Raw genomic sequence first — 20,506 nt, 5'->3', positions numbered from 1 at the left:
ATTCCGGTGGTCTCTCCCGATTGCGGCTCGTTCAAGCCGCTTCGCGGAAGCGATATCCTACGCCATAAAGCGTTTCAATCATATCGAAGTCACCATCGACCAGTTTGAACTTCTTGCGAAGGCGCTTGATGTGGCTGTCGATCGTGCGGTCGTCAACATAGACCTGTTCGTCGTAGGCCGCATCCATCAGCGCGTCGCGGCTTTTCACCACGCCTGGCCGCTGTGCAAGCGAATGCAGGATAAGGAATTCGGTAACGGTCAGCGTCACCGGCTCGCCCTTCCAGGTGCAGGTGTGGCGTTCCTGATCCATGGCCAGCTGGCCGCGTTCGAGCGTGCGCGCCTGTTGATCAGCCGTCGGCTTCAGCGTGCTGCCGCCGGTCGCAGCGGAAGCCTCGCGGCTGCTGGCGCGGCGCAGGATGGCCTTGACGCGTTCCACCAGAAGGCGCTGCGAGAAGGGTTTTGTGATGAAATCGTCAGCACCCATCTTCAGGCCGAACAATTCGTCGATCTCTTCATCCTTGGAGGTCAGGAAGATAACCGGAATATCCGATTTCTGGCGAAGACGCCGCAAAAGCTCCATGCCGTCCATGCGCGGCATTTTGATGTCGAAAATGGCAAGCTGCGGCGGACGGGCAATCAGTCCGTCAAGCGCGGAGGCGCCGTCCGTATACGTTTCGACCCGGTAGCCTTCGGCTTCGAGCGCGATCGATACCGAAGTGAGAATATTCCGGTCGTCGTCGACAAGCGCGATCGTCTGCATGTAGTTGGTCTCCATCGTCATTTTCTCGTAACTCCCGACATCCACCCAGCCAAGGTTGCGCGCCGCGAGCCACTCTCATGAGTATAAAGGTGGAACAAATTGTGGCAAAGGAAAACTCACAACCAAATCGCCTGGTGTGACTAGGTCAATTCCGGGAAAACGCCGCAGCTGGATTCTAATGCGTCTTCAACCGATTTAAAAAGAAATAAAATCTTTTAAATCGATTAATATATTGAAATCACTAAGTTATTTAAAGTTTCACTCTTGCGTTTCTAAAAGCCGCCACGTATTTTCCGTGAAAATTTCAACGGCCTTATCGTCATTTACAAGGAACGCGTCATGAACGAGCTTGGGGTTCATAATCCTGCCAATGGAGTTGCGGAACTCGGACTGGGCGAGGCCTCCCGCGTCTTTTATAACCTCAACGAAAGCGAATTGTACGAAGAGGCGATCCGCAACGGCGAAGCCGAGCTGACGGCGGATGGCGCACTTCGTGCCGTTACCGGTCAGCATACGGGCCGTTCTCCGAAGGACAAATTTGTCGTCCGCGATGCTTCCACCGAAGACACTATCTGGTGGGACAACAATAAGCCGCTGTCGCCGGAAAACTTCGAGCTGCTGCGTCAGGACATGCTTGCGCACGCCGCCGGCAAGACGCTCTATGTTCAGGACCTGATCGGCGGTGCCGATGAGGAAAACGCCCTGTCGACCCGTGTCGTCACTGAGCTTGCCTGGCATTCGCTGTTCATCCGGAACCTGCTCATCCGCCCGAAGCGGGAGAAACTGGCAGGCTTCAAACAGAAGCTGACCATCATCAACCTGCCGAGCTTCAAGGCTGATCCGGCGCGTCACGGCGTCCGTTCGGAAACCGTCATCGCCTGCGATCTCACCAATGGTCTCGTCCTCATCGGCGGTACCTCCTATGCCGGTGAAAACAAGAAGTCGGTCTTCACGGTGCTGAACTACCTGCTGCCGGCCAAGGGCGTCATGCCGATGCATTGCTCGGCCAATGTCGGTCCCGAGGGTGATTCCGCCGTGTTCTTCGGCCTGTCCGGCACCGGCAAGACCACGCTGTCGGCTGATCCGTCGCGCACGCTGATCGGCGACGATGAGCACGGCTGGGGCGAACACGGCATCTTCAATTTCGAAGGCGGCTGCTACGCCAAGGCGATCAAGCTGTCGGCCGAAGCTGAGCCGGAAATCTATGCCGCGACCCGCCGTTTCGGCACCGTTCTCGAAAACGTCGTGCTGGACGAAAACCGTGTTCCGGATTTCAACGACAACTCGCTGACGGAAAACACCCGCAGTGCCTATCCGCTGCACTTCATTCCGAATGCATCGGAAACGGGCATTGCCGGTCATCCGAAGACCATCATCATGCTGACTGCGGATGCCTTCGGCGTGCTGCCGCCCATTGCCCGGCTGACGCCGGAACAGGCCATGTACCACTTCCTTTCCGGCTACACGGCAAAGGTCGCCGGCACGGAAAAAGGCGTGACTGAGCCGGAAGCGACATTCTCCACCTGCTTCGGCGCACCCTTCATGCCGCGCCACCCGGCGGAATACGGCAACCTGCTGCGTGAGCTGATCGGCAAGCATGGCGTGGACTGCTGGCTGGTCAACACCGGCTGGACCGGCGGTGCTTACGGCATCGGCAAGCGTATGCCCATCAAGGCGACCCGCGCGCTTCTGACGGCAGCCCTCACCGGCGAGCTGAAGGGTGCCGAATTCCGCACCGATGCGAATTTCGGTTTCGCCGTGCCCCTGTCGCTGGAAGGCGTCGATGCCGCTATCCTCGATCCGCGTTCGACCTGGGCCGACGGCGCAGCTTACGACGCGCAGGCGAAGAAGCTTGTGTCGATGTTCGTTACGAACTTCACCAAGTTCGAAGATCACGTCGACAGGAAGGTGCGCGATGCAGCACCGGGACTGCTGCTCGCGGCAGAATGAATAAGCCTCGTTTATGAGGAGGAGGGGAACCCGGCCTTGTGCCGGGTTCTTTCGTTTCGTGCCTTGTTTTCATTTTTCCCGATCTGTGGCATCACCGGCGCGGAGAAAAAACATGGCCAGCGCCCCGCTTTACATCAGCAATCGAATTACCATCGCCGGCTGGGAGCTGACGGAGCAATTCGTGCTTGCCGGCGGGCCGGGTGGCCAGAATGTCAACAAGGTCTCGACGGCGGTTCAGCTGTTTTTCGACATCGCCAATTCTCCCTCACTGCCGGAACGGGTGAAGGCGAATGCCCTGCGTCTGGGCGGGCGGCGTGTTTCGAAAGAAGGCGTGCTCATGATCGAGGCGAGCCGGTTTCGAAGCCAGGAGCGCAATCGCGAAGACGCGCGTGAACGGCTGAAGGAACTGATTCTTGAAGCGGCAGCGCCGCCGCCGCCGGTGCGCAAGGCTACCAAGCCGACCAAGGGTTCCGTCGAGCGCCGCCTCAAGGCGAAATCCGGCCGGTCGGATGTCAAGAAAATGCGTGGCAAGCCATCAGGCGACTAGGTCGCAGCTGGATGGCAAAATGTTTCGCACTTGTCATAGACCTTCAGATATCGTCTGGTAGACCTCCTACAACCAAGGAGGGTGCTATGGGTCTGTTCAATTTCATCAAGGAAGCGGGAAAGAAGCTTGGTATCGGTGGAGATGATGCCCCCGATGTCGAAGCTGTCAAAAAAGAACTCGCTTCCCACGATCTCGGCACCGACAAGGTTCAGGTCGAGGTGGTGAACGATAAGGTCGTTCTGAAGGGCGAAGTGGCCGACCAGTCGATTTTCGAAAAAGCGGTCATCGCCGTTGGCAATACGCTCGGCATTTCCAAGGTCGAGGCCGGCGAACTGACGGTGGCAGAAGCGCCGGCGAAGGAACCCGTTTTCTACACGGTCAAGAAGGGCGATAATCTCTGGAAGATCGCTGAAGCCCAGTACGGCAAGGCAAATGGCGGCAAGAACAACATCATCTTCGAAGCCAACAAGCCGATGCTGACCCATCCCGATAAAATCTATCCCGGTCAGGTTCTGCGCATTCCCGACCTTGCCTAATAACGGATTTTAACCGCTGCGATGGAGATGCCGCTTTTGCGGCATCTTTCACAATTTGCGAAGCGCAACCGTGTCGATCAGGTGGTTTTTGCCCTTGCGCAGGATAAGATCGGCGCGTGGACGCGTGGGCACGATGTTCTGGCGCAGGTTCTTCAGGTTGATGTTCTGCCAGAGGCCCTCGGCAATGCTGAGCGCCGCCTCTTCGCTGATCGACGCATAGCGATTGAAGAATGAATTCGGGTCCCGGAAGGCGGTTTGCCGCAGATTCATGAACCGGTTCACATACCAGTTGTGAATGAAGTCCTCATCCGCATCGATGTAGATCGAGAAATCGAAGAAGTCGGAAACGATCGGCACGATCCGCCCGCCCGCCGGCAGGTCGCGTGATTGCAGCACGTTGATGCCTTCGAAGATGAGGATATCCGGCTGGTCGATGACAGTGAATTCGTTCGGCAGCACGTCATAGGTCAGATGCGAGTAGCGTGGCGCCTTCACATTCGGCTGGCCCGCCTTGATCGCCGAGAGGAAACGCAGCAGCGCACCGATGTCGTAGCTTTCCGGAAAGCCCTTGCGCTCCATCAGGTTTTCGCGCCGCAGCACCTCGTTCGGGTAAAGAAACCCGTCGGTGGTGATGAGATCGACCTTCGGGCTGGAAGGCCAGCGGGCCAGAAGCTCCTTCAAAATGCGCGCCGTTGTCGATTTTCCAACCGCCACCGACCCGGCAATGCCGATGACGAAGGGCGTCTTGTTGACATCCGCCATGTTCAGGAAGCGGTTGCGCTGTTCGAACAGCAGCTGCGATGCTTCCACATGCGATGACAGGAGGCGCGACAGCGACAGATAGATACGCCGCACTTCGTCCAGATCGATCGGGTCGTCCAGCGAACGCAGTCTTTTGACCTCGTCGGCTGAAAGGGTGAGTGGTGTGTCGGCGCGAAACTTTGCCCATTCTTCCGAGCTGAAGAAGTGATAGGGCGAATATTCATCCGGGCGGAAATGATCGAGTGTGCTCGGCATGCCTCTCTCCCCGCTGCCTGCCTTGACATTCATGATGTCGGCCTCGCTGCCTTTTCCGCAAGTCCGGTCTGTCCGGTCCGGCGCTCCAGCTCGGCAAAGACGTCGGCAAGGGGAATGTCGGCGATCTTCAACACCACCAGCAGGTGATAAAGCAGATCGGCGGCCTCGTTTTTTAGCCCGTCGCGGTCTTTCGCGATGGCGGCGATGACGGCCTCAACAGCCTCTTCGCCCAGTTTTTTCGCCGCACGTTCCTGGCCCGCCGCAACAAGCTTGGCCGTCCAGGATTCATCGGGGGAGGCGGCGGCGCGTGTCGCGACGATGCGTTCCAGATCGGAAAGGGAAAATGCGCTCATGGAAAGGTTCCTGCAATCAGTCGAGACGCATGGCGATGCCATGCTCGGCCATGTAGCTTTTGGCTTGCCCGATCGAATAGGTGCCGAAGTGGAAGATGGAAGCGGCAAGCACTGCGGTCGCATGGCCATCGCGAACGCCGGCTACCAGATCATCCAGCGTTCCGACGCCACCCGAGGCGATGACGGGCACGCGAACCTGATCGGCAATGCTGCGTGTCAGGCCGATATCGTATCCGCTTTTGGTGCCATCGCGGTCCATCGAGGTGACGAGCAATTCGCCGGCACCGCGTTCGACCATCTTGATGGCAAATTCCACGGCGTCGATTCCGGTTGGCTGACGTCCACCATGCGTGAAGATCTCCCAGCGGCCGTCTTCCCCGTCCTTCGAAACCCGCTTGGCGTCGATGGAGACGACGATACACTGGTTGCCGAATTTGTCGGCAGCCTGCGCGACGAAATCAGGATCTTTCACCGCTGCGGAATTGATGGAGACCTTGTCTGCACCGCAGAGAAGCAGCTTGCGGATGTCAGCCACGGCGCGGACGCCGCCGCCGACGGTCAGCGGCATGAAGCAATGGTCGGCCGTGCGCGATACCACGTCGAAAATCGTGTCGCGATTGTCGGACGAGGCGGTAATGTCGAGAAAGCAGAGTTCGTCCGCTCCCGCCGCATCATAGGCCTTCGCCGCCTCGACTGGGTCGCCGGCGTCGATAAGATCGACGAAGTTCACACCCTTGACGACTCGGCCGTCTTTTACATCGAGGCAGGGAATAACGCGGGCTTTGAGGGTCATGCGCTTACCTCCTTGGCAGCCTTGATGAGGGCGAGCGCCTCGGCAGGATCGATGCGCCCGTCATAAAGCGCGCGGCCTGAAATTGCGCCCTCTAGCTTTGCGGCATCCGGCTGCAACATGCGCTTGATGTCGTCGATCGAGGCAAGGCCGCCGGAGGCGATGACGGGGATCGACACGGCATCTGCCAGTTCGAGTGTCGAGGCCCAGTTGATGCCAGCCAGAATGCCGTCGCGATCGATATCGGTGTAGATGATGGCGGCAACGCCGGCACCTTCGAAACGTTTGGCAAGTTCGATAACGCCCAGTTCTGAGGCTTCCGCCCAGCCCTCAACAGCAACCTTGCCGCCTTTGGCGTCGATGCCGACAGCGACCTGACCGGGGAAACGCTTGCAGGCTTCGATAACCAGAACGGGATCGCGCACCGCCACGGTGCCGAGAATGACGCGGGCAAGCCCACGGCTGAGCCACGCCTCAATATGATCGAGAGTGCGGATGCCGCCGCCAAGCTGCACCGGGTTTGTCGTGGCCTTGAGAATGGCATCGACCGCTTCGCCATTCACCGTCTGGCCAGCGAAGGCGCCGTTGAGATCGACGACATGCAGCCACTCGAAGCCTTGGTCCTCGAAGGATTTCGCCTGCGCGCCGGGGTCCGTATTGTAAACGGTTGCCTGCTCCATATCGCCGAGTTTCAGGCGAACGCACTGGCCGTCTTTAAGATCGATTGCGGGAAAAAGAATCATGTCAGGGCTTCCAGCGCAGGAAATTGGAAATCAGGGCGAGGCCGAGCGTCTGGCTTTTTTCCGGGTGGAACTGCGCGCCAGCCATATTGTCGCGACCAACGAAAGCCGTCATCGCGCCACCGTAATTGGTGGTGGCGATGACATCCGCCGGATGTTTCGCCGCCAGATGATAGGAATGCACGAAATAGGCATGCAAGCCGTCAGCGCCGGTTCTGATACCGTCGAACAGGGGATGCTGATGCCGGATTTCCAGCGTATTCCAGCCAATCTGCGGGATTTTAAGCGTCGGATCGGAGGGCGTCATTTCAATGACATCGCCTTCGATCCAGCCAAGCCCCGTGCTGACAGTCTTTTCGAGACCGCGCGAAGACATCAGCTGCATTCCGACGCAGATGCCGAGGAAGGGATGAGCTTTTTTCTCGACGGCTTCGATAAGCGCCTCATGCATGCCGGGCACAGCTTCGAGACCGGCGCGGCAATCGGCATAGGCGCCGACGCCTGGCAGTACGATGCGGTCCGCAGATGCGACGTGATCCGGCTTATCGGTCAGGTCAATGGTTGCATTGATGCCGGCTTCGCGGGCGGCGCGCTCGAAAGCCTTGGTGGCCGAACGCAGGTTGCCAGAACCGTAGTCGATGATCGCGACGCGCATGTCAGCGCCTTCCATTCAAGTCGAAAAGAAACGATCCGGAGGGATCGTTGACGAAGTTTTTGTCACCGCTCTTCTGCGGCGAGGGGGTCCATACCGGCTGCGACAGCTGTCCCGACGGCTCGGTATTTTCGGAAAGATCGGAGAAATATATCTCTTCGGCACTCGAAAGATCAGGGGCGGAAATGACCGAGGTCATCTTCCAGCCCTTGCCTATCAGGTGCCGGACGAGAAAATCGCGCCCCTCCAGTGCAGTGATGAGGGCAATGGCGACGCTGCACAAAATGCCTACCGGTTCGAATCCGGGTAACATTGATGCCCAACCGGCCAGAACGAGAACTGCAAATACGACGATCGCGGCCAGCCACAGCCGGTTTACGGCCAGCCACAGCCAGGGCGCAATAAGTGCTAGCCAGACGAAACGGTCTGCTATGAAGCGGGTCGTCTTGTGGTCCCTGTCCGGCCCGTTGGGGGCTTCCAGAACGAGATAGCTTGTCATGGGCTTCCTGACAGCTTTGGCGGTCAGGCCAGCATACCCTTTGTCGAGGGAACGCGGCCTGCCTGCCGGGGGTCGATCTCGGTTGCCGCGCGAAGAACGCGGGCAACGGCCTTGAAGCATGTTTCGGCGATATGATGGTTGTTGGCGCCGTAATGGTTCAGGATATGCAGCGTGATGCCGGCATTCTGGGCCAGCGCCTGAAAGAATTCGCGCACAAGCTCGGTGTCGAATGTGCCGATCTTCGGCGCGGAGAAGTTAACATTCCACACGAGGAAGGGACGGCCGGAAATATCCACGGCAGCCTTGGTCATCGTCTCATCCATGGCAAGATCGAGCGAGGCGTAGCGGGTAATGCCGCGCCTGTCGCCCAACGCCTTCGCGATGGCCTGGCCGATGGCGATGCCGGTATCTTCCACCGTATGGTGATCATCGATATGCAGGTCACCTTGAACCTCGATATCCATGTCGATCAGCGAATGGCGGCTCAGCTGGTCCAGCATATGATCGAAAAATCCCACCCCGGTGGAAATTGTCGACTTGCCGGTGCCGTCGATATCCACGCGCACCGAAACCGAGGTTTCGTTGGTCTTGCGGATGATCTCGCCTTTACGTTCTGCCATCTGTGGCCGCTCCGTGAAAATGTCGCCGTTCCTTATCAGCACGAGACACAAATATCCAGTTGTTCCATCGTCTTGCATGATCTGCGCAAAACAGTGCAGTGCGGGCAGGATTTGCAATCGTGAAAAGCAAACTTACATAGATGCCGAGAAGGGCCGGATGCCGGCCCGTTAACCGCAGGCCCGGTAGGGCAGACAGGTGTTTGATGACAACGATTATTACGGTCAGGAAGGGCGGCAAGGTCGTCATGGCTGGCGATGGTCAGGTAAGTCTTGGCCAGACCGTCATGAAGGGCAATGCCCGCAAGGTTCGACGCATTGGCAAGGGTGAAGTGATTGCCGGTTTTGCCGGCGCAACGGCGGATGCCTTCACGCTGCTCGACCGTCTCGAAAAGAAACTCGAGCAATATCCCGGTCAGCTCATGCGCGCGGCCGTAGAGCTTGCAAAGGACTGGCGCACGGATAAATATCTGCGCAACCTCGAAGCCATGATGCTGGTGGCCGACAAATCCACGACACTCGCCATCACCGGTAATGGTGACGTGCTGGAACCTGAACATGGCGCGATCGCCATCGGCTCCGGCGGCAACTACGCCTTTGCGGCTGCCCGCGCCATGATGGATACGGACAAGTCGGCAGAGGAGGTGGCGCGCAAGTCGCTCGATATCGCCGCCGATATCTGCGTTTACACCAACCATAACCTCGTCATCGAAACCCTCGACGCCGAGTAAGCATATTTCTCACCCCCATTTCTCACCCAAGGGTCCTGTGGGCCGGGCCAGAATGGCCGGCCGGAACAGGAAAGCCGAGAGGACAGAATGACCACTTTTTCTCCCCGGGAAATTGTCTCGGAACTGGACCGCCACATCATCGGCCAGCATGATGCGAAACGTGCGGTCGCGATTGCGCTGCGCAACCGTTGGCGTCGCCAGCAGCTCGATGAGAGCCTGCGCGACGAAGTGATGCCGAAAAACATCCTGATGATCGGACCGACCGGTGTCGGCAAGACGGAGATTTCGCGCCGTCTCGCCAAGCTTGCCGGCGCGCCCTTCATTAAGGTCGAAGCGACCAAATTTACCGAAGTCGGTTATGTCGGTCGCGATGTCGAGCAGATCATCCGCGATCTGGTCGAGATCGGCATTGGCCTCGTGCGTGAAAAGAAGCGCGCGGAAGTACAGGCCAAGGCGCATCAGAGCGCCGAAGAGCGGGTGCTCGACGCACTGGTCGGATCGACCGCGTCACCCGCGACACGTGAGAGCTTCCGCAAGAAGCTGCGCGATGGCGAGCTGGACGACAAGGAAATCGACATCGAAGTGGCCGACAGCGGTTCGGGCATGCCCGGTTTTGAAATCCCCGGCATGCCGGGCGCCAATATCGGCGTTCTCAACCTGTCGGAAATGTTTGGCAAGGCGATGGGCGGACGTACGAAGAAGGTACGCACCACCGTCTCGAAATCCTATACCGATCTCGTTCGCGACGAATCCGACAAGCTGCTCGATAATGACATGATCCAGCGTGAAGCGGTGAAGTCGGTGGAAAATGACGGCATCGTCTTCCTCGATGAGATTGATAAGATTGCCGCCCGCGACGGCGGCATGGGTGCCGGCGTCTCGCGTGAAGGCGTGCAGCGCGATCTTCTGCCGCTCGTTGAAGGCACGACTGTCTCGACCAAATACGGGCCGGTGAAAACCGACCACGTTCTGTTCATCGCTTCCGGCGCGTTCCATGTGGCAAAGCCGTCCGACCTTCTGCCGGAGCTTCAGGGCCGCCTGCCGATCCGTGTCGAGCTGAAGCCGCTGACGAAGGAGGACTTCCGCCGTATCCTGACCGAGACGGAAGCAAGCCTCATCCGCCAGTACAAGGCGCTGATGGCGACGGAAGAACTCGATCTCGACTTCACGGACGATGCGATCGACGCTCTGGCCGACGTGGCTGTTCATCTCAACTCGTCGGTCGAGAATATCGGTGCGCGCCGCCTGCAGACGGTGATGGAGCGTGTTCTCGACGAGATTTCCTTCAACGCACCCGATCGTGGTGGCTCTGCCGTCAAGATCGATCAGGAATATGTCAAAAAGCACGTCGGCGATCTTGCCGCCGATACGGATTTGTCCCGCTATATTCTCTGAATATCTTGGAGAGCAAAGACACGAGAGTGCGGCCACATTTGCCGCACTCTTTTATTTTATGGCCTTGTCTCGCATTCAGCCCCCTTTTTGTTTATGGGAAAGGCTGCATTCCGGTTGGAACCGCTTTATGGAATGGTCCGGTTTTCTCTTGGTTCGGGAGAGGTCGGCTTGAGAAAAGGCATTCGCTCGTGCGCAAAACTCTTCTGGCATTTGCCGCCGCTTTGACGTTCACCGTCGTCTCGTCTTCTTATGCCGAGGCCGCGACGGTCGTCCCGCCTGGCAATCGCAATGCCGAACAGCCGGGCATTCCGGGGGCTTCCGCACGTCGAACCAAGGGTTCCAATACGTCTTTCGAGCGTAAATACCAGAAGGTGATCGACCTCCTGTCTTCCGACAAGGCACTGATCGGCAAGATCAAGTCTACTGCCGGGCGCTACGGTATCGATCCGATCCACATGATCGGGGCGATTGTCGGCGAGCATACCTATAACGTCGACGCCTATGACCGCCTGCAATCCTACTACGTCAAGGCCGCCTCCTATGCCGGCAGCAGCTTCCGTTTCGGCTACAAGGACGAAACCATCGCGCAGTTTCTGACGCATTCGCAATTCGCCAGGTGCCAGTCGAAAAAGGATTCCTATAGCCTTTGGAACTGTCGGGAAGACGTCTGGGACGACAGCTTCCGCGGCAAGACGGTAGATGGCGTTGCCTATCCGAACAATCGTTTCAGCGCTGTATTTTTCCAGCCCTTTTATGCCGGACAGACCTTCGGTCTTGGCCAGATCAATCCGCTCACGGCATTGATGTTGTCCGACATGGTGTCGAAAACCTCAGGTTATGAGAAGCTCGACGAAAACGATGCGACCGCCGTTTATACCGCGATCATGGACCCGGATCGCTCGCTCGCCTTCATGGCAGCTTCCATCCGCAAATCGATCGACGACTACAGGTCGATTGCCGACATGGATGTTTCCAAAAATCCTGGTGTAACGTCCACGCTTTATAATGTCGGCGGATCCGCGCAGCGCGCTGCCGCTCTCGCCCAGAAAAATCGTCAGCGCGCCGCAGGGGGGGAACAGCCGCTTTTGCCGGAAGAAAACTATTACGGCTGGCTGGTGAACGATCGCATCAAGGATTTGCAGGCGCTGTTGTAGAAAAAGACGATTATCGTCGGCATTCTTTCCAAAACGGAAATAATATTTGGTTGCCTCTCGCAATTGACGAGCGCCTGCCTCAGCGTCCAATCTGCGCCCTTGAGATAAAGAGGAGGCGCATGTGAGCCGCACCAATAAATTCGGTCTTTCCATTGATGACAGGCTTTATGCTTTTTTGACGGATGACGTTCTGCCGGGCACGGGTCTTGATGCAGAAACCTTCTTCGAAGGCTTTTCCGCCATCGTCCACGAGCTTTCCCCTAAGAATCGTGAATTGCTCGCAAAGCGCGACGCCTTGCAGGAAAAACTGGATGGCTGGTACCGGCAGAATGGCGCCCCGACGGATTTTGATGTCTATGAGGGCTTCCTGAAGGAAATCGGCTATCTGCTGCCGGAAGGACCCGGCTTCAAGGTCGAAACCAGCAACGTCGATTCGGAAATTGCCGCTGTCGCAGGCCCGCAGCTTGTCGTGCCGGTCATGAATGCCCGTTATGCGCTGAACGCCGCCAATGCCCGCTGGGGTTCGCTTTACGATGCACTTTACGGCACGGATGCCATTTCTGACGCCGATGGTGCGGAAAAGGGCAGGGGCTATAATCCGAAACGCGGCGAAAAGGTCATTGCCTGGGCGCGGAACTTCCTCAACGAATCAGCTCCGCTCGAAACGGCAGGCTGGTCGGATGTGACCGGATTCAAGATCGTTGACGGCCTCTTGCAGCTTGCAATCGGTGACAGCAAAACGGGCCTGAAAGATGCCGAGCAATTCAGGGGCTTTACCGGCGATGCGGAAAAGCCGGCAACGATCCTGCTTGGCAAGAATGGTCTTCACACCGAGATCGTCATCGATCCCTCGACGGAAATCGGCAAGGGTGACAAGGCGGGCATCTCTGATGTCATTCTCGAATCGGCGCTGACAACCATCATGGACTGCGAGGATTCCGTTGCCGCTGTTGATGCCGAGGACAAGGTGCTGGTTTATGGCAACTGGCTTGGCCTGATGCGCGGCGACCTGACGGAGAAGGTTTCCAAGGGTGGTAACACCTTCACCCGTAGTCTCAACCCGGATCGTTATTACACCGCCCCCGATGGTGGAGCACTTACTCTGCCGGGGCGCTCCCTGATGCTGGTGCGTAATGTCGGTCACCTCATGACCAATCCGGCGATCCTCGACAAGGATGGCCGCGAGGTGCCGGAAGGTATCATGGACGCCGTCGCCACAGCGCTGATTGCGCTTTACGATGTCGGCCCCTCCGGCCGTCGCCAGAATTCCCGCGCCGGTTCCATGTATGTCGTCAAGCCGAAGATGCACGGGCCGGAGGAAGTCGCCTTCGCCAACGAGATTTTCACGCGGGCCGAAAAGCTTGTCGGCATGGCGCCGAACACCATGAAAATGGGCATCATGGACGAGGAACGCCGCACCACGGTCAACCTCAAGGAAAGCATTCGCGCGGCAAAAGACCGGGTCGTCTTCATCAATACCGGCTTCCTCGACCGCACGGGCGACGAAATTCATACCTCGATGGAAGCGGGTCCGATGATCCGCAAGGGTGATATGAAACAGGCGGCCTGGATTGCGGCTTACGAGAACTGGAACGTCGATATCGGTCTGGAATGCGGCCTTTCCGGCCATGCGCAGATCGGTAAGGGCATGTGGGCCATGCCTGACCTGATGGCCGCCATGCTGGAGCAGAAGATCGCGCATCCGAAGGCAGGCGCCAACACCGCCTGGGTACCTTCACCCACGGCTGCGACGCTGCATGCCACGCATTATCACAAGGTCGATGTCGCAGCCGTTCAGGACGACCTGAAAAGCCGCGGCCGGGCAAAACTCTCCGATATTCTATCGGTGCCGGTCGTGCCGCGTCCCAATTGGACGCCCGAGGAAATCCAGCGCGAACTCGACAACAACGCGCAGGGTATTCTGGGATATGTCGTGCGCTGGGTCGATCAGGGCGTCGGCTGCTCCAAGGTGCCTGACATCAACAATGTCGGACTGATGGAGGACCGCGCCACGCTGCGCATCTCCGCGCAGCATATGGCCAACTGGCTGCGCCATGGCGTGGTTACGCAAGAGCAGATCGTTGAGACCATGAAACGTATGGCCGCCGTGGTCGATAGCCAAAATGCCGGAGATCCGGCCTATCTGCCGATGGCGTCCAACTTTGAAGGATCGGTCGCTTTTCAGGCCGCCGTCGAACTTGTGCTCAAAGGCCGGGAGCAGCCTAACGGTTATACGGAACCGGTTCTGCACCGCCGTCGCCTCGAACTGAAGGCGAAGCAGGCGGCTTGAGGCCGACAGGCACTCCAGAGCACGTCTTGTCTGAATGCAATGTTCGACGTGCTCTACCTTAAAACTGCTATGCACTTTTACTGGGAATGCTCCAGAAACAAAAAAGCCGCCGGGAATTCCACGGCGGCTTTTTCTTTGTCTGGTATCTGATCTTACTGGATCACGACAACCTTGGTGCTGCGGCCGGGACGGACGCGGCTGTAAAGGTCGATGACGTCCTGGTTGATCATGCGGATGCAGCCGGAAGAGGCGGCGGTGCCGATCGATGCCCATTCAGGCGAACCGTGGATACGGAACAGCGTGTCCTGTCCCTTTTCGTTGAAGAGATACATGGCGCGCGCGCCGAGCGGGTTAGAAAGACCCGGACCCATGCCTGCCTCGACATACTTTGCGACTTCCGGCTTGCGGTCGGCCATTTCCTTCGGCGGATGCCACATCGGCCATTCCTGCTTCCAGGCGACATAGGCTTCGCCGGCCCAGGCAAAACCAGCCTTGCCAACGCCGATGCCGTAACGAACTGCGCGGTTGCCGGGCAGGATATAATAAAGGAAACGCTCACGCGTATTGACGATGATCGTGCCCGGCCGTTCGTTATTCTGGAATTCGACGATCTGACGACGGAACTTCTCGTTCACACGATTGATCGGGATGGCGGGCAGCGCATAGCCCGCGTCGGTCACAGGGCCGTAAACATCGTTGAAGATCTGGACGGTTTCGACCTTTGCCGGAACCGGGTTAGCGACCGGCACTGACGCCGCTACCTGGCCGGATGATTGGGATGTGGTTTCGGCGCAGCCGGCCAGAGCCAGTGCTGCCGTCAGACCGAGTGCAGTCAATGAGGTACGGATGCGCATATCGTTCTCGCGGAAAATTCGCCAAATTGTGCGAAGGAGTAGGCTTAATTGGATAAATCGGTTATTTTCCATTAAGCCGTTCTTGGCAAGCCGATACGCTGCTGCAGGACGAATGTGACTTTAAAATTGCCGGTTGATTGCCTTTTTGCAACAATAGGCCAAACGCCTCAGTAGCCTTTATCCATGACTATTCTTTCGCTTACCAACAATAATCCGTTAATCGACGGTCGCCAGTCGGACAAGGCGATGCTGGTGCGCCGCGGCGTTCAGGTGCTTTTGCACGAGATGCGACATTCGGTTTTGCCGGAACTGCCGCTTGCAAGCGGACGACGGGCCGATCTCATCAGCCTTTCGGCAAAGGGTGAAATCTGGATTATCGAAATCAAATCCTCGATCGAGGACTTCCGCGTCGATCGCAAATGGCCGGAATACCGCCTGCATTGCGACCGGCTGTTTTTTGCCACCCATCCGGAAGTGCCGGTCGAAATCTTTCCGGAAGAATGTGGGCTTATCCTGTCGGATGGCTATGGCGCCCATATGCTTCGCGATGCGCCGGAGCATAAATTACCGCCCGCAACCCGCAAATCGGTGATGCTGGATTTCTCGAGAACCGCTGCAACCCGGCTGATGCTGGCGGAGTGGACGACGGGGCGCAGCTTCGGAGAGTGATACCCGGTTCCAGACCATATCCAGACGTAAACCGCTTCTCACTTATACTGTAAATGCTCTACTTCGGCGCGCGTTTCGCCAGAATGCGCTGCAGCGTTCTCCGGTGCATGTTAAGCCGGCGGGCGGTTTCCGAGACGTTGCGCTCGCACATTTCATAAACGCGCTGAATATGCTCCCAACGAACCCGGTCGGCCGACATCGGGTTTTCGGGCACTTCAGTCTTTTCTCCCTTGCGCTGCGTCAGCGCATTGAAGACATCGTCCGCATCGGCCGGTTTGGCAAGATAATCCAGCGCCCCAAGCTTCACGGCGGTAACGGCGGTTGCGATATTGCCGTAGCCCGTCAGGACGACAATCTGCGTATCGTCCCGGTACTGCCGGATGGCTTCGATGACCTCGAGACCATTGCCATCCGTAAGCCGCAAATCAACGACCGCATATTTGGGCGGCGCAGCCTTGGAACGGGCAATGCCTTCGCTGACCGTCTCGGCGGTATCGACGATAAATCCGCGTGTTTCCATGGCCCGGGCAAGCCGGCGCAGGAAGGGACCGTCGTCATCGACGATCAGCAGCGATCTGTCAGCTCCGATCGGGTCGTCGTCATCCGTTGTCGCGCTGATGGGGGTCTGGTCTTCTGTCGTCATGTCTCAGGCCTTTCGGCAACTTAGTCGGTTTTTTCTTCTTATCGCCGCTTCCACGTGGATGGTAAAGTCAACGGTCTCTTTTATCGTCCATAAGCGCTCGAGGCCAGATGATTGTGACCCGCGCTCCGGTTCCGCTCAAACCGCGATTTTCGAAGGTAACGGTGGCGCCGGAGCGTTCCAGCAATGTCTTTGCAATGAAAAGCCCGAGTCCCAGCCCTCCCGCCCGGGTATCGTTGTGACGTTCGGTCACATAGGGTTCACCAATGCGGGCAAGCACGTCATGGGCATAACCCGGTCCATCATCCTCAATGGTGACGGCGACATTCTGCGAATCGTAGTCCACGGTCACGGTCACTTTTTCCCGCGCATAGTCCACGCCGTTTTCGATGAGATTGCCCAGCCCGTAAATAACGCCTGCATTCCGGATGCCAACCGGCTCGTCGATCCGGTTGTTCTTTTCGACGAGATCGAGACGGATGCCGAATTCCCGGTGCGGCGCCATCACCTCCTCAATCAGCGAGGAGAGCGGCAGGCGGCGCATATGTTCTTCATCATCGGTGGAAAGTGATGTAAGGCGGCGCAGAATATCCCGGCATCTTTCGCTCTGGCTGCGCAGCAGCGCTATGTCTTCGCCAAACCTTTCATCATTTCCGAGTTCCCGTTCCATTTCCTTGGCGACGACGCTGATTGTCGCCAGCGGCGTGCCCAACTCGTGTGCCGCAGCGGCGGCCAGACCGTCTAGCTGCGAGAGATGTTTTTCCCGCTCCAGCACCAGTTCGGTCGCAGCCAGCGCATCGGCCAGCTGATTGGCCTCGTGTGAAACGCGATAGGCATAAAAGGCCGCGAAAGAGGTCGTGGCAATGATCGCGACCCAGGTGCCCACATGCAGCAGAAGCTGGATCGGCAGCACCTCACCGGGATACCACGGAACCGGAAACGGCGAAAAAGCGATTGCCGTCGAGCAGATGACGGCAAATGCGAGCAGAATAAGCGAGTGCCGAAGCGGCTGCGACGCGAAGGCGATGATGACCTGCACGCAGATCAGCGGTGCGAAAGGATTAGAAAGACCACCGGTGATGTAGATGAGCGCCGTCAATTGCAGCAGGTCGAATGCCAGCAGCAATGTCGCTTCCCACGGCTCCAGACGATAGGTGGAGGGAAAACGCGCAGTGAGAAACAGGTTGGCAAGCGCCAGTGCACCGATCAAAAGGCTGCAAGCCAGAAGTGGCAGGGGGAAGTTCAAGCCGAAAGCAACAAGCAGGATCGTCGCACTTTGCCCGGCCACCGCCAGCCAGCGCAACCATACGATGGTTTGCAGCCTTATCCTGCGGCTGGCGCGGCCAAGCCTTGTTGTTTCGATCGGATGGCCAGCCACCTTCATCTCCTTTGTGCTTTTCATCGTCATCACGTTCCGCGCGGTTTTGCGCGGCTGGTCGGCAATGCCGATGCCGGGTCCTCAGGCCATGGATGGCGCGGATACCTCCCGCGCATGTCCGCCCGCACATCTTTCCACGATCCTGCCCAGAAACCGGGAAGATCGCGTGTCGTCTGTATCGGCCTGTGCGCCGGCGAGGTCAATTCCAGCAGCAGCGGCAACCGCCCCTGCGCGATGGCGGGATGAGCCGTCAGCCCGAAAAGCTCCTGCACACGAATGGAAAGCGTCGGTTCGCTGGCATCGTAACGAATAGGATGCCGCTGGCCCGTCGGCGCTTCGAAATGCGTCGGCGCAAGCCTGCCGAGATCGCGTGCGACCTCATAAGGCACCAGGGCTAAAAGTCCCTCGGAAAGGCTGCCGGGCCGGATATCCTGAAGGCTGCGGGCGCCGTGCTGGAAGGGCACGAACCATTCATCCAGCCGTAAAAGCAATGCAGCATCGCTGACATCCGGCCAGGGGTCGCCGATGCTGGCATTCAGAAAGCCTATCCTGTCGCGCAACTGCTGGGTTTCTTTTGTGAACGGAAGAATTCCGACACCAAATTCCCGAACGCCGTTGGCAAGTGCCTGCGCCGCCTGTTCACCCTCCGGGCGGGGTAGGGGCGTTTCGTCGAGGATGATGGCGCCTAGGCGCGTGACGCGGCGTGCACGCGCCTGACCGCTTGCCTTGTCAAACAGCAGCTGGTCCTGCTGCACAATAAGATGCGGCATCCGCTCTTCTATATCGGTGCGCTCGATGCTTGCTGCGGAAAGGATGCGCGGCTGTGCCGCACGCCCGGTAATATCGGCAACCACCAGCATCCTGCTCGCCGCCAGCCGTTCGGTTTCGGCAAGTTCTGCACCCCGGCCGTTCGCCATCACATAACGACCGCGCGCTCCTCGCTGAAGCGCAATCCGGTCCGGATAGGCGTGGAGCAGCAAGGGGCCAGCCTCGCTTGGCTGTTCATTCATAGTCTGCGCATCGCCGATCGCATCTAGAAGTCTCGAAGCCAGCTTGCGTGCCGCTTGCGCTCTTTCGCTTCTCTCGGAAAGAAAGCGGCGCAATCTTTCATCGAGATCAATGTCGGTTCCGCCCAGTCCCTGTTCCGTCAGCATGACAGCGAGCATCGCCGCCTTTTTTCCCGCACCTTCGCTCCCCGCTGCAATTACCATTGCCGCAAGCCTTGGCGGTAGTGAGAGGCTGCGCATCAGGTGGCCGCGTCGCGTCAGCGCGCCGCTTTCATCGAGTGCGCCCAGATTTTTGAGAAGCGCGATCGATTCCTTCAATGCCGCTTCGGGAGGGGCATCCAGAAATGAAAGCGCGGAAGGATCATGAACGCCCCAATGGGCGAGGTCGAGTGCAAGGCCGGAAAGATCACTCGCCAGAATTTGCGGTGGCGTGAAGGCGTTGAGCGCTGCCGTCTGTCCCGGATGCCACAGGCGGATCGCAACGCCGGGTTCCGTTCGTCCGGCTCGGCCCGCCCGTTGGTCGGCGGAGGCGCGCGAAACCCGCACTGTCTCCAGTCTCGTGATTCCCGTTGCCGGTTCGAAAACCGGTACTCGCTGCAACCCGCTATCAATCACCACACGCACGCCATCTATGGTGATAGATGTTTCTGCGATCGATGTGGCAAGCACGATCTTGCGCCGTCCGGCCGGTGCCGGCTTGATCGCCGCATCCTGCTCCTTTTGCGAAAGATTGCCGTAAAGCGGGATGATATCTGTATCGTCGGAAAAGCGCCCCTCCAGCCGGTTGGCCGTGCGAGTAATTTCTGCCTGCCCCGGAAGGAAGGCAAGAATGGAGCCTGTTTCCGATGCATGAGCTTCGGTAATCGCCTTTGTGACTTTCTCGTCGACAGGCACACCCTGCCAGCGGTCCTCGTAGCGGATGTCGATTGGATACGTGCGGCCGAGGCTCTGAATGACAGGGGCATCGCCCATCAGCGCACTGATGCGTTCCACATCAAGGGTGGCGGACATCACGAGGATCCGCAGATCGTCTCTCAATCCCTCCTGAACGTCGAGCGCAAGAGCTAGTCCGAAATCGCCATCGAGTGAGCGTTCGTGAAACTCGTCGAAAATCACCGTCGAAACGCCGGCAAGTTCCGGGTCGTCCAGAACCATCCGGGCGAAGACACCCTCAGTCACCACTTCAATCCGGGTTCTTGAGGAGATGCGATTGTCGAGCCGCATACGATAGCCAACGGTTTCTCCAACATTCTCCTGAAGAAGATCAGCCATGCGTCCAGCCGCGGCCCGGGCGGCAAGCCGACGTGGTTCGAGAAGAATGATCTTGCCGTCGCCCCGCCATTCCTCACGCAGGAGATGAAGCGGCACCAGCGTCGTTTTGCCCGCACCCGGAGGAGCCGAGAGAACGGCACGCTTTGACCCGTCCAACGCTTGGGCAATCTCGGCCAGAACGTCGCTGACGGGAAGTACGGGCAGATCGATCTTTATATGGGCTGGCGTTCTGGTCATGCAAACAGGCCTGGGGCAATCGGGTTGATGTCTAAGCGTCTCTTTTGCCGTTTCTAAAGCACGGCCCGGTGCTTTGACAGCCGGCGGAGAGGGTTTCGCAAGAGCTCTTCCGGCAAAATTGCGGTTCTTCGCAAGCTATCTGTCGTGAAGGGTGGGAAGGGGTTCCCGCATGCGCCGCCAAAAGAGACGAGGATTCCGTCCTTTCTATGCCTCCCTTGCGGTCCGCCTTGAAACTATCTTTTATTTTCATAGGTTTAGCAAAAATGTCAGTTTTTTGACGATAGGTGTGTTGACTTGTTTGAGGGTGATCTCTTATAAGTCCGCTCACTGAACGAGGGCGGCGGCGCTGCTGGCGACGAAGTCTTTCGTTCTAAAGAAATCATGTTGATGAGCTGACTGCTTGTTGTTTTCCAGGGGC

The 20,506-nt window shown here is 58.2% G+C and carries 20 protein-coding genes; 8 read left to right on the top strand and 12 right to left on the bottom strand.

The window, feature by feature from the left end; genetic code table 11:
- Positions 1 to 31 precede the first annotated feature (31 nt).
- Positions 32 to 760 carry a two-component system response regulator ChvI gene (chvI, locus tag J5276_RS14910; RefSeq protein WP_003516307.1) on the bottom strand — a complete coding sequence of 243 codons (729 nt, stop codon included), beginning with the start codon at positions 758 to 760 and terminating at the stop codon, positions 32 to 34.
- A gap of 339 nt (positions 761 to 1,099) precedes the next feature.
- Here chvI and J5276_RS14905 point away from each other — a divergent pair, with 339 nt between their 5' ends.
- The 3 genes from J5276_RS14905 to lysM all read left to right on the top strand — a co-directional run bounded on the left by J5276_RS14905 (position 1,100) and on the right by lysM (position 3,793).
- A complete protein-coding gene (locus J5276_RS14905) occupies positions 1,100 to 2,710 on the top strand; it encodes a phosphoenolpyruvate carboxykinase (RefSeq protein ID WP_112153945.1) in 1,611 nt (536 codons plus the stop codon).
- A 112-nt stretch (positions 2,711 to 2,822) separates the two neighbouring features.
- Positions 2,823 to 3,257, top strand: a complete 435-nt coding sequence (gene arfB, locus J5276_RS14900; protein ID WP_019565930.1) for an alternative ribosome rescue aminoacyl-tRNA hydrolase ArfB — start codon at positions 2,823 to 2,825, stop codon at positions 3,255 to 3,257.
- Between the two features lie 86 nt (positions 3,258 to 3,343).
- The gene (gene lysM / locus J5276_RS14895; protein WP_003516300.1) at positions 3,344 to 3,793 is read left to right on the top strand and encodes a peptidoglycan-binding protein LysM; all 450 of its coding nucleotides are present in this window, start codon (positions 3,344 to 3,346) and stop codon (positions 3,791 to 3,793) included.
- A 48-nt stretch (positions 3,794 to 3,841) separates the two neighbouring features.
- Here the strand turns inward: lysM and coaA are convergent, their stop codons facing one another.
- From coaA to hisB, 7 genes are read right to left on the bottom strand one after another with little or no spacing between them, the layout of a single operon-like run.
- Positions 3,842 to 4,843 (bottom strand): type I pantothenate kinase, encoded by a 1,002-nt coding sequence (gene coaA, locus J5276_RS14890; RefSeq protein ID WP_019565929.1) that lies wholly within the window; start codon positions 4,841 to 4,843, stop codon positions 3,842 to 3,844.
- Positions 4,840 to 5,163 (bottom strand): phosphoribosyl-ATP diphosphatase, encoded by a 324-nt coding sequence (locus tag J5276_RS14885; protein ID WP_003516295.1) that lies wholly within the window; start codon positions 5,161 to 5,163, stop codon positions 4,840 to 4,842. The genes coaA and J5276_RS14885 overlap by 4 nt, the downstream gene beginning before the upstream one ends.
- A gap of 16 nt (positions 5,164 to 5,179) precedes the next feature.
- A complete protein-coding gene (gene hisF, locus J5276_RS14880) occupies positions 5,180 to 5,956 on the bottom strand; it encodes an imidazole glycerol phosphate synthase subunit HisF (protein ID WP_003516294.1) in 777 nt (258 codons plus the stop codon).
- Positions 5,953 to 6,696, bottom strand: a complete 744-nt coding sequence (gene hisA / locus J5276_RS14875; RefSeq protein ID WP_111782503.1) for a 1-(5-phosphoribosyl)-5-[(5-phosphoribosylamino)methylideneamino]imidazole-4-carboxamide isomerase — start codon at positions 6,694 to 6,696, stop codon at positions 5,953 to 5,955. Before hisA ends, hisF begins: the two co-directional genes overlap by 4 nt.
- 1 nt (position 6,697) lies before the next feature.
- Positions 6,698 to 7,348: an imidazole glycerol phosphate synthase subunit HisH gene (gene hisH, locus J5276_RS14870; RefSeq protein WP_003516289.1), complete on the bottom strand. Its 651-nt coding sequence runs from the start codon at positions 7,346 to 7,348 to the stop codon at positions 6,698 to 6,700.
- Position 7,349: 1 nt separating this feature from the next.
- The gene (locus tag J5276_RS14865) at positions 7,350 to 7,844 is read right to left on the bottom strand and encodes a DUF2628 domain-containing protein (RefSeq protein WP_025594749.1); all 495 of its coding nucleotides are present in this window, start codon (positions 7,842 to 7,844) and stop codon (positions 7,350 to 7,352) included.
- Positions 7,845 to 7,867: 23 nt separating this feature from the next.
- The gene (gene hisB, locus J5276_RS14860) at positions 7,868 to 8,464 is read right to left on the bottom strand and encodes an imidazoleglycerol-phosphate dehydratase HisB (RefSeq protein ID WP_003516285.1); all 597 of its coding nucleotides are present in this window, start codon (positions 8,462 to 8,464) and stop codon (positions 7,868 to 7,870) included.
- A 203-nt stretch (positions 8,465 to 8,667) separates the two neighbouring features.
- On the opposite strand from hisB, the gene hslV reads away from it, so the two are divergent.
- The 4 genes from hslV to J5276_RS14840 all read left to right on the top strand — a co-directional run bounded on the left by hslV (position 8,668) and on the right by J5276_RS14840 (position 14,031).
- On the top strand, positions 8,668 to 9,192 hold the full coding sequence (hslV, locus tag J5276_RS14855) for an ATP-dependent protease subunit HslV (protein ID WP_003516283.1): 525 nt from the start codon (positions 8,668 to 8,670) through the stop codon (positions 9,190 to 9,192).
- Between the two features lie 87 nt (positions 9,193 to 9,279).
- Positions 9,280 to 10,587 carry an ATP-dependent protease ATPase subunit HslU gene (hslU, locus tag J5276_RS14850; protein ID WP_003516274.1) on the top strand — a complete coding sequence of 436 codons (1,308 nt, stop codon included), beginning with the start codon at positions 9,280 to 9,282 and terminating at the stop codon, positions 10,585 to 10,587.
- 188 nt (positions 10,588 to 10,775) lie between these two features.
- Positions 10,776 to 11,741: a DUF1402 family protein gene (locus J5276_RS14845; RefSeq protein ID WP_003516272.1), complete on the top strand. Its 966-nt coding sequence runs from the start codon at positions 10,776 to 10,778 to the stop codon at positions 11,739 to 11,741.
- A gap of 121 nt (positions 11,742 to 11,862) precedes the next feature.
- The gene (locus J5276_RS14840; protein WP_112153946.1) at positions 11,863 to 14,031 is read left to right on the top strand and encodes a malate synthase G; all 2,169 of its coding nucleotides are present in this window, start codon (positions 11,863 to 11,865) and stop codon (positions 14,029 to 14,031) included.
- A 152-nt stretch (positions 14,032 to 14,183) separates the two neighbouring features.
- Here J5276_RS14840 and J5276_RS14835 read toward each other — a convergent pair whose 3' ends face one another.
- Positions 14,184 to 14,885, bottom strand: a complete 702-nt coding sequence (locus J5276_RS14835; RefSeq protein WP_003516268.1) for a L,D-transpeptidase — start codon at positions 14,883 to 14,885, stop codon at positions 14,184 to 14,186.
- 183 nt (positions 14,886 to 15,068) lie between these two features.
- On the opposite strand from J5276_RS14835, the gene J5276_RS14830 reads away from it, so the two are divergent.
- Positions 15,069 to 15,554, top strand: coding sequence for an MmcB family DNA repair protein (locus J5276_RS14830; RefSeq protein ID WP_013635204.1), 486 nt, complete (start codon positions 15,069 to 15,071; stop codon positions 15,552 to 15,554).
- Between the two features lie 58 nt (positions 15,555 to 15,612).
- Here the strand turns inward: J5276_RS14830 and J5276_RS14825 are convergent, their stop codons facing one another.
- The 3 genes from J5276_RS14825 to hrpB all read right to left on the bottom strand — a co-directional run bounded on the left by J5276_RS14825 (position 15,613) and on the right by hrpB (position 20,088).
- Positions 15,613 to 16,197, bottom strand: coding sequence for an ActR/PrrA/RegA family redox response regulator transcription factor (locus J5276_RS14825; RefSeq protein WP_003516258.1), 585 nt, complete (start codon positions 16,195 to 16,197; stop codon positions 15,613 to 15,615).
- A gap of 67 nt (positions 16,198 to 16,264) precedes the next feature.
- Positions 16,265 to 17,572, bottom strand: a complete 1,308-nt coding sequence (locus J5276_RS14820) for an ActS/PrrB/RegB family redox-sensitive histidine kinase (protein ID WP_080800691.1) — start codon at positions 17,570 to 17,572, stop codon at positions 16,265 to 16,267.
- A 29-nt stretch (positions 17,573 to 17,601) separates the two neighbouring features.
- Positions 17,602 to 20,088, bottom strand: coding sequence for an ATP-dependent helicase HrpB (gene hrpB, locus J5276_RS14815; RefSeq protein WP_112155690.1), 2,487 nt, complete (start codon positions 20,086 to 20,088; stop codon positions 17,602 to 17,604).
- Positions 20,089 to 20,506 lie beyond the last annotated feature (418 nt).

This window comes from Agrobacterium sp. S7/73 (genome assembly GCF_019355535.1).
GTDB lineage: Bacteria > Pseudomonadota > Alphaproteobacteria > Rhizobiales > Rhizobiaceae > Agrobacterium > Agrobacterium tumefaciens.
Note: the sequence above shows the minus strand (reverse complement) of the source record. Positions and strands in the feature narration are given on the sequence as shown.